This is a genomic window from Erythrobacter aurantius (assembly GCF_023823125.1).
GTDB lineage: Bacteria > Pseudomonadota > Alphaproteobacteria > Sphingomonadales > Sphingomonadaceae > Erythrobacter > Erythrobacter aurantius.
Genome location: NZ_CP090949.1, coordinates 2,472,738 through 2,485,702, shown reverse-complemented (window position 1 = coordinate 2,485,702; position 12,965 = coordinate 2,472,738). Strand labels below are relative to the sequence as shown.

Annotated in this window: 8 protein-coding genes; 5 read left to right on the top strand and 3 right to left on the bottom strand. The window is 62.6% G+C overall.

Annotated features, from left to right (window positions below; all coding sequences use genetic code 11):
- Window positions 1–14: 14 nt before the first annotated feature.
- Window positions 15–1,100, bottom strand: a complete 1,086-nt coding sequence (locus tag L1K66_RS11875) for a succinylglutamate desuccinylase/aspartoacylase family protein (RefSeq protein WP_252258065.1) — start codon at window positions 1,098–1,100, stop codon at window positions 15–17.
- A 51-nt stretch (window positions 1,101–1,151) separates the two neighbouring features.
- Window positions 1,152–3,101, bottom strand: a complete 1,950-nt coding sequence (locus L1K66_RS11870) for an alpha/beta hydrolase family protein (RefSeq protein WP_252258064.1) — start codon at window positions 3,099–3,101, stop codon at window positions 1,152–1,154.
- Window positions 3,102–3,237: 136 nt separating this feature from the next.
- Between L1K66_RS11870 and smpB the strand changes: the two genes are divergently transcribed.
- The 5 genes from smpB to alaS all read left to right on the top strand — a co-directional run bounded on the left by smpB (window position 3,238) and on the right by alaS (window position 11,159).
- Window positions 3,238–3,720 carry an SsrA-binding protein SmpB gene (gene smpB, locus L1K66_RS11865; RefSeq protein ID WP_034954389.1) on the top strand — a complete coding sequence of 161 codons (483 nt, stop codon included), beginning with the start codon at window positions 3,238–3,240 and terminating at the stop codon, window positions 3,718–3,720.
- 225 nt (window positions 3,721–3,945) lie between these two features.
- Entirely contained in the window at window positions 3,946–4,479 is a 534-nt protein-coding gene (locus tag L1K66_RS11860) for a DUF2062 domain-containing protein (RefSeq protein ID WP_034954866.1), read from the top strand.
- A gap of 129 nt (window positions 4,480–4,608) precedes the next feature.
- Entirely contained in the window at window positions 4,609–7,020 is a 2,412-nt protein-coding gene (locus L1K66_RS11855; protein ID WP_252260504.1) for a response regulator, read from the top strand.
- Between the two features lie 157 nt (window positions 7,021–7,177).
- On the top strand, window positions 7,178–8,233 hold the full coding sequence (gene recA, locus L1K66_RS11850) for a recombinase RecA (RefSeq protein ID WP_252258063.1): 1,056 nt from the start codon (window positions 7,178–7,180) through the stop codon (window positions 8,231–8,233).
- Window positions 8,234–8,492: 259 nt separating this feature from the next.
- Complete coding sequence (gene alaS, locus L1K66_RS11845) at window positions 8,493–11,159, top strand: alanine--tRNA ligase (RefSeq protein ID WP_252258062.1); 2,667 nt, start codon at window positions 8,493–8,495, stop codon at window positions 11,157–11,159.
- A 34-nt stretch (window positions 11,160–11,193) separates the two neighbouring features.
- On the opposite strand, the gene L1K66_RS11840 is transcribed toward alaS, so the two are convergent.
- A complete protein-coding gene (locus L1K66_RS11840) occupies window positions 11,194–12,945 on the bottom strand; it encodes a cation:proton antiporter domain-containing protein (RefSeq protein ID WP_252258061.1) in 1,752 nt (583 codons plus the stop codon).
- Window positions 12,946–12,965: the final 20 nt, after the last annotated feature.

Here is a 12,965-nt window from a genome sequence, read left to right as displayed (position 1 = left end):
CCCTGCCGAGGCTCCTAGATCACCTCATCCTCGTCCAGCAAGGTTTCGGCAAAGCCTTCGGGTTCGCTGGCGTAGATCGCGTCGGCGATGCTCTCGATCCGTTTGCCCACGCGCTCGGCATGGTCGACGCGGGCGATGTGGAACAGTGCCTCGCCCTGATGCACCACCGGAAGCGTTGCGTGGCCGATGATCAGACCGTCGCACGGGCTGACGATTTCCTGCGGTTCCTCACCGAACAGCCCTGCCACGGCCGCCAGCAGGTCGCCCTTCTTCACCGCATCGCCCGATTTGCGCATCCGGTGGGTGACGCCGCCCCTCGGGGATCGCACCCATTGCGTCTTGTTCGAGCGGGCCGGCACGCCGACTTCGGTAAGGCCATCGTCCGCCTCTATCATGCCGAGATGCGCGAGCACCCGTTGCACCCCGTTCACGCCCGTTTCGATCGAGAAGCGATCAAACCGCAGCGCCTCGCCCGTTTCCATCAGCAGCATTTCGACCCCGTGCTCCGCCGCGAGTGATCGCAGCGCGCCATCGCGCAGGGGGCTTTCGATGATGATCGGCGCACCGAACGCCATCGCCAGTTCGACCAGACGCCTGTTGCCTGCGGCAATGCGGATCTGGGGCAGGTTGTAGCGGTGGACGGCGGCGGTGTGGATATCGATGCCTAACGATGCGCGGCTTACCACCTCGCTGAAGAACACATGCGCCAATTGCCCCGCAAGCGATCCCGAAGCGTTGCCGGGGAAGGAGCGGTTGAGGTCGCGCCTGTCGGGCAGGTAGCGCGTATGGCTGAGGAAACCGAAGATATTGGCGACAGGCACCAGCATCAAAGTGCCGCTGAGTGTTTCGGGCGAAAGGTAATTGGCGATCCGCTGGATGATCGCGGTGCCGACGATTTCATCGCCATGGATCGCCGCGCTGATGAACACAACCGGCCCCGGTTTCGCCCCGTGCAGAACCCGCACCGCCAATTGCGAGCTGTAACCTGTGGCCATGGTGGTGATGGGTATGCCGATATCGGCCTGCGTTCCGGGCGCAATCGATTGCCCGCCGATTTCGAATGGGGCGGTGGTGCCGCCTGTCACTTCGCTGCCCGCCATGCATTCCCCCGTCAAAGCGCGAGAAATGTTCCCGAACCGCGCCGCTGTCAATCAGCCCGGTGGATTGTGGCGTTCGATGAAGTCGACGGTGGCCTGCAACATCCGTTTGCGCGTGGCGGAATTGGAGAGGTAGTGGTCTTCGCCTTCGAGTTCGATGAACTCCACCGGCTTGCCCGCGTCGCGCAGAGCGTCGGCCATCTTCGCCGAATGCGAGAACGGGACCACCGTATCGTCGCGTCCGTGGATCAGCAGGACCGGAGCATCCGCGCGTCCCGCCCGCCTCGCAGGGGAAAGCGCGTCGAGATTGGCCCCTGCGCCGAACAGCCGGTCCAGCGAGCGGTTTATGACGCTGGGCCGCCAGGTGCGTTCTTCGAGATAGAGTTGCTCGACATCGCTGACCCCGTTGACCGAAACCGCGCAGCGATAAAGTCCGTTCTGCAAAGTCACTCCGGCCAGCGCGGCATAGCCGCCATAGCTCGCGCCCATGATGCACGCCCGGTCCGGGTCCACAATGCCCTGTTCCGCAAGGGCGCTGAGCCCGTCCGAAAGATCGCTCTGCATCTTGCGGCCCCATTCGCCGTCGCCGGCGTCGACGAAGCTGCGGCCGCGTCCGGTCGAGCCGCGGAAATTGGGTTGGAACACGGCATAACCGCGCGCGGCAAATGCCTGTGCCCACCAGTCGAACCGCTCGATGTCATGGGCGGTCGGGCCGCCGTGCGGGAAGATGATCACGGGCAGGGCCGTTGCCTCGCGTCCCGGCGGCAGCGTCAGAATGCCTTCGATTTCAAGCCCGTCCTGAGCGCTGTAGCCAAAGGTCGAAACCTTGCCGATCACCGGACCCTGAATCGCGGGGTATTCAAGCCCGATGATGCCGCGTTCCCCCGTTGCGCCGTTGATCCGGAACCATGTTCCGCTGTCGTAATTGCCGCTGGTCTTGGCGATAATGGTGCCGAAATCTGCGGTCCAGTCGACGATCCGGCTGCTGGACGCAAAAGAGAACGCCGCCAGCGCGTCCGCCAGCCGCTGCTGCTTGGCCGGATCGGACAATTCGACCACGTCGCCTTCGAGTTTGACGCCCAGGATTCGCGCCGAAAACGGCTCGAAGATGAAGCGTTGCAGTCCGATCTGGGTCCACACCTCCTGCGGCTCGCCCCCTTCGAGCGGCACTGAAAAACGGCGGGTGAACCCGGCGTTCTCGTCATAGGTCGAGTAGATCACCGAGGCGCCGTTCGCGTCGAACCCGGTCAGGGAAACTTCCCCCTGATCCGACTGTCCGCGTGCGATTGTGCGGCCCGATCCGTTGCGGATCGACCATTCGCCGGTATCGGTCGCCAGTTCGAGGCGTGCGCCGACTTCACCATTGTCGGTGACCAGCCACCGGCGCAGGGCCGGCCAGTCCCCGGCGTAATCGGCAAGATCGGCCTCGCCCGTGAGAAGATCGACCGCGAACAGCGCCGGCTGACCGTCCAGCAAGCGATTGCGATCGCCCGATGTGGCGCCCATGCGGAACCCGCCGAAATACCCCATCCAGCGGCCATCGACCCGGCGAACGCCATAAAGCCCGGCGATGGCGTTGGCGATGGAGCGTTGCTGCGCGAAGATCGAGACGACCGGGCTGCGATCGTCAAGCGGGATGACGTTGCCGCGCAGGAACTCGGCCTTGGACTGGAGGTATTGGCGTGGCAGGCGGCCGGTTTCGGAACGGATTAGCAATATCGCCTGTTCGCCGACCCATTCGATCGAGCGCACTTTTGCCTCTCCCACCGCCAGCTGCTTCACCGGCGAGCCTGCGGCATCGAGGATGCTGATCACGCGCTCTCCTCCGGACGATTGGAGCAAGGCGACATAGGTGCCGCTCGGCGAAACGATCACTTCCTCTATTCCGGGCAGATCGCCGTAATACTCGACCGGAGGCGGGGGCATCGGCTGAGCCGAAGCAGGGACGTAAAGCGCGAGCGCGCCAAGCATCAGCGCAGCGGTGATGGTGCGGAAGAATTGCATGAAAGTCGGACCCCGAAATTGCCTGACTGACCATTGCCGCTACCCCGACATATTTCAAGTTTCGCGTGGATCCGCCGCATCGCGTGGGCCAGAACCCTTTGCGAGCGGCGAAAACTTCCCTATCTGCACGGCCATCATGGCCCGGCCCAAACCAGAAACCTTCGACAAGCAGAAAACCGTCGCCGAAAACCGGCGTGCGCGGTTCGATTATCATATCGAGGACAAGTTCGAGGCGGGTCTGGCCCTGCAAGGAACCGAGGTGAAGGCGCTGCGCGCAGGGGAGGCCACCATCGCCGAAAGCTATGCCGAGGTGCGCGACGGGCAGGTTTGGCTAATCAACGCCAACATTCCGGAATACAGCCACGGCAACCGGCTCAATCACGAGCCGCGCCGCCCGCGCAAGCTGCTGCTGCATGAGCGCGAGATCAACAAGCTGTTCGGCGCGGTCGAGCGCAAGGGCATGACGCTGGTTCCGCTGTCGATCTATTTCAACAGCCACGGGCGGGCGAAAGTCGAACTGGCGCTGGCCAAGGGCAAGCAGGCGCACGACAAGCGCGCGACCATCAAGGATCGCGATTGGAAGCGCGACAAGGCCCGGCTGATGCGCGAACGCGGGTAATTTTCTTCGGTTTTTTCGTGAAAAGGTCCGGGCCTGTCGGTTAACCCGGTGGTCAGACGAAAAGTCGTATCCATATAGACATTATGGTGGCTCCGGTTTCATCCCATTTGCGACGCTTGTATTCGCCCTGCATGAAGCGCATGGGCGCTGCGTGATATGGCTACCAAGCAAACTCGCGAGTCGGGTGGTAAGAACACCATGGCTGCGGACTGGATCCGCAAGAACATGCCCAAGCGTGAGGAGATGGCGCGCAACAAGTATCTGCGCCCGATAGCCCACCGCTTCCTTTCCCCGGAATTGTGGCGCTTTACCCGCCGTTCCGTCCCGCGCGGGGTGGCGCTCGGCCTGTTTGCGGCTTTCATCATTCCGGTCGGGCAGATTTTCATTGCTGCCTTCCTCGCGCTCCCGGCACGGGCAAACGTGCCGCTCGCAGCGCTGACGACCTTCGTCACCAATCCGTTCACGCTGGCTTTCTGGCTGGTGGTCGCCAACCGCGTTGGTGCCTTCATCCTGCGGATCGACGCGGCCACTGCCGGGGTGGCGACAGAACAGCTGGAAAGCGGCGCGTGGCAGTGGATCATCGACGCCTTCGAAGTCGCAGGGGTTACCGTTGTCGGCTTTGCGGTGCTGGCTGTGATCACCTCAGCCGTCGGTTATCTGCTCTCCAGTGCGATCTGGCGCGTGATCATTGCACGCAAGCGGGCAAAACGCTTGAAAGGCATTGAAGACCGGCTCGACCAGAGGCTCAACCCCAAGTAGTCTTGCCGCTCAGGGCCAGCCCGGCCCGGTTCGCCTATTGAGACGGTATTGATCGTGAGTTCCGAAATCGCAGAAACACCATCCGGCGATACTTCGGCAAGGAACGTCCTTGTCGCAGTGGCTGCGGCCATGGTGGTGAGCACCGCGATCATCTTTCTGACCACTTCTAGCCCGGTTGCCGCCGCAGTATATGGCTGTGCGCTTGCCGTACTGCTGCTCGGCGCCTTCGCGTTCGAGCGGATGCAGGCAAAGCCGGCTGAAGCGGAACTCTCGCCGCCCGACTGGTCGGTAACAGTTGCCGCGATCGAGGATCGGGGAAGCGCGATTGCGATTACCGATCGGGCCAACCGGCTGGTCTGCGCCAATTCTGCCTATGTCGAAGCCTTCGGCGCCGGTAGTGCGCCGCCGTCGCTTCCGCTCAACCGGCCTCAGCTTGAAATCCTCAGCCGCATCGCCCGCATCGCCTGGCGCGACGGTTCGGATCAGGTCGACACGCTTGAGGAAGGTGCGGAAACCGGATGGAGCGTCGCGGCCGTGCGGGCCGGGCGGGGTGATGATCACCTGATCTGGCGCTTCAACCGGATCTCGGCGACCAAGCGGGATCTGCTTTCGGAACTCGATCTGTCAGGCCCGCTCGGCATCGCTCTTAGCCGCGCCGGTATCGAAACAGCGATCACCCGGCCTGACGGCATCATTCGCAGCGTAAGCGCCGGTTTCGCCGAGCGTGCATCGGGAGACGAAGCGGCGACGCTGGCGGGTCAGGATTTCGCTTCGCTGCTGCGCGCTGACGATCGTGACCGCATCTTCTTCGCCCGAGAAGGGCGCGGCGGGACCCCGCAAACGCTGATCGACGTGCCGCTCTCCGAGCCTCCGCAAGCAGGTGTCGTGCCGGGTCCTGACGACGGTGCATCGCTGATGCTGCTGGTCGACAGCGGCGTGGGCATCGGAAACGGTTGGGACAGCGCCTCGCATGCCGGTGTCGCGCAGCTGGGGGCGCTGCTGGCGCAATTGCCGCTGGGCCTTGCCATGACCGATCGCGATGGCCGCTTCCTGTTCGGCAACGACGCGTTCCTGCGTTCGGTTGACCGGGTGGAGCGCGGCCTGCCGCCATTCCCCACCGATCTGGTCGTGCGCGAGGACAAGGCAGCTTTGTCGGACGCGGTACGCCGTCATGGGCGCGGCCCGGCAACCAGCGGCGACATGGCGGTGCGGCTGGTGTTCCAGCCCGACGAGCCGGTTTCGCTCGGCCTCGCCGGGGTGCGGGGACTGGGCGAGGCAGCGGTGCTGTTGAGCCTGACCGATTCTTCCGAGGAAACCCAGCTTAAGCGGCAAGTCGCCCAAGCGACCAAGATGCAGGCTGTGGGCCAGTTGGCGGGCGGCTTCGCGCATGACTTCAACAACGTCCTTACCGCCATCATCGGCACTTGCGATCTGATGCTGCTGCGGCACACGCCGGGCGACAGCGACTATGACGACATCCAGCAGATCAGGGCCAATTCCAACCGCGCCGCATCGCTCACCCGTCAGTTGCTCGCATTCTCGCGCCAGCAGACCTTGCGGCCCGAAATCCTGCAATTGCCCGATGTCGTCAGCGAGGTAAGCCCGTTGATCAAGCGGCTGCTGGGTGAAAAGATCAGCTATCACGTCCAGCATGATCGCAATCTGGGGGCGGTACGGGCCGATCCGCAGCAGCTTGAGCAGGTCATCATGAACCTTGCCGTGAACGCGCGCGACGCGATCAACATGAACGGCGCGCATGGCGGCCCGGGCAATCCGAAAGGGGAAGGGCGGATTTCGCTGCTCACCCGCAACATCACGGCGCGCGATTCGGTCAAGCTGGGATCGGAAATCCTTCCGCCCGCAGACTACACGGTGCTGATCGTGCAGGACAATGGCGGCGGCATTCCGCCCGAAGTCATGCCCAAGCTGTTCGAGCCGTTCTTTACCACCAAGGAACAGGGCAAGGGCACCGGGCTCGGCCTGTCGACTGTTTATGGCATCATCAAGCAATCGGGTGGCTTCATCTTTGCCGACAATCTTACTGACGGTGCAGGCCGGCCTACGGGCGCGCGCTTCACCATCTATTTCCCGGTCCATCACGGCGAGGCGCCGCGGCGCAAGGAAGTGGCTGTGCCTGAGGAGTCGTCCGAATCGTCGGTTGGCGGGCGCATCCTGCTGGTCGAGGACGAGGACATGGTGCGCGTCGTGGCGGAACGCGCCTTGTCGCGGGCTGGGTATGAAATCACCGCCTGCCCGGGCGGCGAAGAGGGACTTGCCGCAATTGCCAAGGGCACCGAATTCGATCTGGTGGTGAGCGATGTCGTGATGCCGGGGATGGACGGCCCGACGATGGTGCGCGCAATTCGCAAGCAGCGGCCGGATATCCCGGTGTTGTTCATGTCGGGCTATGCCGAGGAAAACCTGCGCAGCGAAATCGACATCCCCAACATGCACTTCATCGCCAAACCGTTCAGCGTCGCGTCGATCAGCGAAAAGGTTGGATCGGTGATGCGATCGGCCAAAGCGGGCAAGCGTCCCTGATAACGGGATATGGCGCGCGAAAAAAAGTTTTGTTCCACTCTTGTTCTTGTGGAACAAATCAGATACATGAACTCCAACAGGGGGCGCCATAGGGGTGGCCTCAATGGCCCGGTTAAAACTCGATAACTGGCCCTAGGCAAGCGAAGGAGTGCATGCGATGGCTACGCAACTTAAGCTGGTAGAAAAGGAAAAAGACGTGGACCGTCAAAAGGCGCTCGACGCTGCGCTTGCACAGATTGATCGGGCTTTCGGCAAGGGTTCGGCGATGAAGCTGGGCCAGAAGGAAGCGATGCAGGTCGGAGCGATTTCGACCGGGTCGCTGGGCCTCGATATCGCGCTCGGTGTGGGAGGCCTGCCCAAAGGCCGCGTAATCGAAGTCTATGGCCCGGAAAGCTCGGGCAAGACGACGCTGGCGCTGCATGTCATTGCCGAAGCTCAGAAGGCGGGCGGCACAGCCGCGTTCGTCGATGCCGAACACGCTCTGGATCCCGTCTATGCCAAGAAGCTGGGCGTGGACATTGACGAGCTGATCGTCTCGCAGCCCGATACGGGTGAGCAGGCGCTCGAAATTACCGACACGCTGGTCCGCTCGAACGCGGTAGACGTGTTGGTGGTCGATTCGGTCGCGGCGCTTGTTCCCCGCGCCGAAATCGAGGGCGAGATGGGCGATTCCCATGTCGGCCTCCAGGCGCGGCTCATGTCCCAATCGCTGCGCAAGCTGACCGGATCGATCAACCGTTCGAAGTGCATGGTGATCTTCATCAATCAGCTGCGCATGAAAATCGGCGTGATGTACGGCAACCCGGAAACCACCACTGGTGGCAACGCGCTCAAGTTCTACGCCTCGGTGCGTCTCGACATCCGGCGCACGGGCCAGATCAAGGATCGCGACGAAATCATCGGCAACACCACTCGCGTCAAGGTGGTCAAGAACAAGGTGGCGCCGCCGTTCAAGCAGGTCGAATTCGACATCATGTACGGCGAAGGCATTTCGAAGATCGGCGAAATCCTCGATCTCGGAGTGAAGGCCGGTGTGGTCGAGAAATCGGGCAGCTGGTATTCCTACGACAGCATCCGGATTGGCCAAGGCCGCGAAAACGCCAAGGTCTACCTCAAGGAAAACCCTGAAGTTTGCGACAAGTTGGAAGCCGCCATTCGCGGTAAAACCGACGAGGTCGCCGAGGAGATGATGACCGGTCCGGACGCGGACTGACGACATCGGCTCTTCAAGCGGGCAGGGCGGAGCCTTCGGGTTCTCCTGTCCGGACAAACGGAATACCGGCGCAAGTCATCCTTTCCCCGAAGGATTGTGGCTTGCGCCGGTTTTTCGTTGGATTGCTGCCTGGCGCGCTGCCGATCAGTTGCGCATTCCCGCCACAAGTCGGGCCGTGTCGCCACAGCGTTCGCGCGAATGAACCAAAACGCGCTGCTTTCGCTTGTCGCTCCGCAAAGCATTGCCTAACTGCGTTTCCATGACTTCGACAAACGATATCCGCCGGTCCTTCCTCGACTTCTTCGGGAAGGAAGATCATGCCCAGATGCCGAGCGCGCCGCTGGTTCCGTACAACGATCCCACGCTCATGTTCGTGAATGCCGGGATGGTTCCGTTCAAGAACGTGTTCACCGGCCTCGAAACCCCGCCGGCACCGCGCGCCACATCCTCACAAAAATGCGTTCGCGCCGGGGGCAAACACAATGATCTCGACAATGTCGGCTACACGGCACGGCATCACACCTTTTTCGAGATGCTCGGCAATTTCTCGTTCGGTGACTATTTCAAGGAACAGGCGATCCTCAATGCTTGGAACTTGCTGACGCGTGAGTGGGGCCTTCCGGCGGATCGGCTGACGACAACTGTCTATCACACCGATGACGAGGCGTTTGACCTCTGGCGCAAGATTTCCGGCCTTCCCGAGGACCGGATCATCCGCATCGCGACCAATGACAATTTCTGGTCAATGGGCGACACCGGCCCGTGTGGCCCGTGTTCGGAAATCTTCTACGATCACGGCGATCACATTCCCGGTGGTCCTCCGGGAAGCCCTGACGAGGATGGCGATCGCTTCATCGAGATCTGGAACCTCGTGTTCATGCAGTTCGAACAGGCTGCGGATGGCACCCGGACGAACCTGCCCAGTCCTTCGATCGACACTGGCATGGGCCTCGAACGCATCGCTGCCGTGATGCAGGGCGTGCATGACAACTACGATACCGACACCTTCAAGGCGCTGATTGCTGCATCCGAAGGACTAACCGGGGTTGCCGCTCAGGGCGAACACACCGCTTCGCACCGGGTCATCGCCGATCACCTGCGCTCGACATCCTTCCTGATGGCGGACGGGGTGCTGCCTTCCAACGAAGGTCGCGGCTATGTGCTGCGCCGGATCATGCGCCGCGCCATGCGCCATGCGCATATCCTCGGCGCTAGCGAACCGTTGATGCACCGGCTTGTCCCGGCACTCGTCACTGAGATGGGGCAGGCCTATCCTGAGCTACAGCGCGGTCAGGCCCTGATCGAGGAAGTGCTGCTTCGCGAGGAAACGCAGTTCCGCCGGACGCTTGAGAAGGGTCTCAAGCTGCTCGACGAGGCGACCGCCGACATGTCGGCGGGCGGCGAGCTCGACGGGGAAACCGCTTTCAGGCTCTACGACACTTACGGCTTCCCCTACGATCTGACTGAAGACGCGCTGCGCGTGCGTGGCATCAATGTCGACCGCGCCGGTTTCGACGAAGCCATGGCCCAGCAAAAGGCGGCGGCACGCGCTGCATGGAAGGGATCGGGCGAGGCGGCATCGGGAGAAGTCTGGTTCGATATCGCCGAGCGCGAAGGCGCGACCGAATTCACCGGCTACAGCGCCACAGTGGGCGAAGGCACGGTGGTCGCCCTGGTCAAGGACGGCGCCGAAGTCGGCAGCGCGGGCGCGGGTGATTCCGTCGTCATCCTGACCAACCAGACCCCGTTCTATGGCGAAAGCGGCGGACAGACCGGCGACACCGGTTCGATCACCAATCCTTCGGGCTTTTCGGCCAGTGTGACGGACACCAGCAAGCCGCTGGGCCGCCTTCACGCGCACCATTCGACCATTTCGGCGGGGGCCATCGCGGTTGGCGACACGGTTCAGCTGGCCGTCGATACGGCGCGGCGCAGCCAGATCCGCGCGAACCATTCGGCTACGCACCTTGTCCATGCCGCTCTGCGCAATCAGCTGGGCGGTCACGTGACGCAAAAGGGTTCGCTCGTGGCTGAAGACCGTTTGCGTTTCGACTTCTCGCACCCCAAGGCGTTGGAAGCTGACGAGATTGCGGCGATTGAGGCCGAGGTAAACGCCGAAATCCTCGCCAATGAACCCGTCTCCACTCGCCTGATGAGCCCCGATGATGCTGTCGAGGCAGGGGCGCTGGCTCTGTTTGGCGAAAAGTATGGCGACGAAGTCCGCGTCCTTTCGATGGGGCGCGCCGGGAACGGCGGGCGCAATTACTCGGTCGAACTGTGCGGCGGCACCCATGTCCGTGCGACCGGTGATATCGGCCTGTTCCGAATCGTTTCTGAAAGCGCGGTTTCATCGGGCGTTCGCCGGATTGAGGCGCTGACAGGCGACGCCGCTCGCAACTGGCTCGTCGGGCGCGAGGAAATGCTGAAAGCCGCAGCAGGCGCGATCCGCGCCACGCCTGAGGAAGTTCCTGCGCGCATCGCCGCGCTGCTGGACGAACGCAAACGGCTCGAAAAGGAACTCGCCGAAGCGAAGAAGGCATTGGCGCTGGGCGGCGGCGCAGGCGCTGGCGGAGCAGCAGGGCAGGACGAAACCGTTGCCGGTGTGGCATTCAGCGGCCAGGTGATCGAAGGGCTCAACCCCAAGGAACTGCGCCCGCTGCTCGACGAGGCCAAGACCCGGCTCGGATCGGGCGTGGCGGCAATCGTCGCGGTTAACGAAGGCAAGGGCGCGATTGCAGCCGCTGTTACCGATGATCTGACCGACAGGTTCAGCGCGGTCGATCTGGTGCGCGCTGGGGTTGAAGCGCTGGGCGGCAAGGGCGGCGGTGGCCGTGCCGACATGGCTCAAGGTGGTGGCCCGGACGGAAGCAAGGCAGACGAAGCGATTGCCGCGGTCAAGGCTGCGCTGGCTTCGGTCAACGCCTGACGGTGCAGGCGAGCGATGAGCGCATCCGCGCTCGTCAGCTCGTGCGCAGTTTCGGTTTTTCGCTAAGGCCCCCTTCGACTTCGAGTTTTTCCCGGTACTCGTCGCGTTTGGCGTGGATCGAGGCGATCACCGGGCCCATTGCCACGCCTATGTCCACCAGCACGGCTTCCGAGAGTTGCAGCGAGCTTTCGAGGTTTTCCGGAACGGCATGGCTTGCTCCGGCGCGATAGAGCGCGGCGGCGTGATCGGTATCGCGTGCACGCGCCACAATCAGCAGATCGGGGTGTTCGGCCCGCAATTTGCCCACAAGCCGTTGCGCGAGGACGGGTTCGTCCATCGTCAGCACAAGAGCCGGAGCCTTTTCGATGCCGAGCCGGGTCAGCGCATCGCCCCGCGCGGCATCGCCAAAGGTCGCCCGATATCCGTCGCGCTTGGCCCGATCGATCAGATCAGGATCGGAATCGAGCATGACATAGGGTTGATCGTGCGCGACCATCATGTCCGCGATCAAGCGGCCTACGCGGCCACCGCCGATTATGATGGTGCGGGCTTCATCATTGTCTTCTTCGGGCAATTCCGGGGCCGCCTCCACCCGGCGCGCGATAACCCGGCCAAGCTTGGCGAGAAGCGGCGTCACTGTAAGCCCGATTGCGGTGACGATTTGCCAGAATTGCGCGGTTTCCGCTTCGATCACCAGCGCGCTTGTCGCCGCTGCCAGTACAATCAGGGTGGTTTCGCTGGGGCTGGCCATCAACACGCCGGTTTCGGTGGCTGTACTGCGGCGTGCTCCCATCAGTCTTAGAAGCGTTCCGGTGACGATCGCTTTGAACACCAGCACGCCCACGACAGCGCCCATGATATTGCCAATATCCGCCCAGATGGCCCGCAGATCGATGCTCATCCCGATGGTGATCAGGAACACGCCAAGGGCAAGCCCTTTGAACGGCTCCATGATGGTTTCCACTTCGCCGTGGTATTCGGTTTCCGCGATCAGAAGACCTGCGATCAGCGCGCCCACAATCGGTGAAAGTCCGGTTGCTGCCGTGGCAAGGCTGGCGCCGATTACGACGAGCAGTGACGCGGCGAGGAACAACTCCGGGCTTTTGGTCCGCGCTGCCTGGCTGAACAGCCGGGGCAGGGCAAAGCGCCCGACAATGAGCAGCAGCAGGATCACAATCCCGCCCTGGATCAGCGTGTCGGTTAAGCCGCCAACCCCGTCGGCCTGCGCATTGGGTGCAAGCGCGCCGAGGATGAAGATGATCGGCACGATCATGATGTCCTCGAACAGCAGCATCGAAAGCGCCGCACGGCCCACCGGGGAGCGCGTTCCCGAAATCGGCAACACGATGGCGGTGGAGGAGAACGCGAGCGCAAATCCCAGCGCCAATGCGGCGGTGGAATCCATCCCGTTGTAATATCCGAAGAAAGCCGCCGAAACGCTGCCGATGATCAACAATTCGAGACTGCCAAGCCCGAACACCAGCTTTCGCAATTGCCAAAGGCGATTGAACGACAATTCCAGCCCGATGGCGAACAGCAGCAGGATGATCCCAAAATCGGCGAAGGGAGTGAGATGATCTGGCTCTGATATGGTTATGTGTCTGAGCCAAGGGGCCTGATCCACCATCGACCCGAGCCCGAACGGGCCGACAAGGATGCCGATCAGGATGAATCCGATAATCGGGGTGATGCGGAAACGCGCAAACACGGGGATGACGATACCGGCCGATCCTAGGATCACCAGCGCGTCGGACATTACCGGAGAGAGGGTCAGTTCACCTGCCATGGCAATGGATTAGCCAGCAA

Coding starts and splice junctions, on each gene's coding strand:
- smpB (WP_034954389.1), top strand. CDS start 3,238: ATGGCCCGGCCCAAACCAGAAACCTTCGACAAGCAGAAAACCGTCGCC.
- L1K66_RS11840 (WP_252258061.1), bottom strand. CDS start 12,945: ATGGCAGGTGAACTGACCCTCTCTCCGGTAATGTCCGACGCGCTGGTG.
- L1K66_RS11855 (WP_252260504.1), top strand. CDS start 4,609: ATGGTGGTGAGCACCGCGATCATCTTTCTGACCACTTCTAGCCCGGTT.
- recA (WP_252258063.1), top strand. CDS start 7,178: ATGGCTACGCAACTTAAGCTGGTAGAAAAGGAAAAAGACGTGGACCGT.
- alaS (WP_252258062.1), top strand. CDS start 8,493: ATGACTTCGACAAACGATATCCGCCGGTCCTTCCTCGACTTCTTCGGG.
- L1K66_RS11870 (WP_252258064.1), bottom strand. CDS start 3,101: ATGCAATTCTTCCGCACCATCACCGCTGCGCTGATGCTTGGCGCGCTC.
- L1K66_RS11860 (WP_034954866.1), top strand. CDS start 3,946: ATGCCCAAGCGTGAGGAGATGGCGCGCAACAAGTATCTGCGCCCGATA.
- L1K66_RS11875 (WP_252258065.1), bottom strand. CDS start 1,100: ATGGCGGGCAGCGAAGTGACAGGCGGCACCACCGCCCCATTCGAAATC.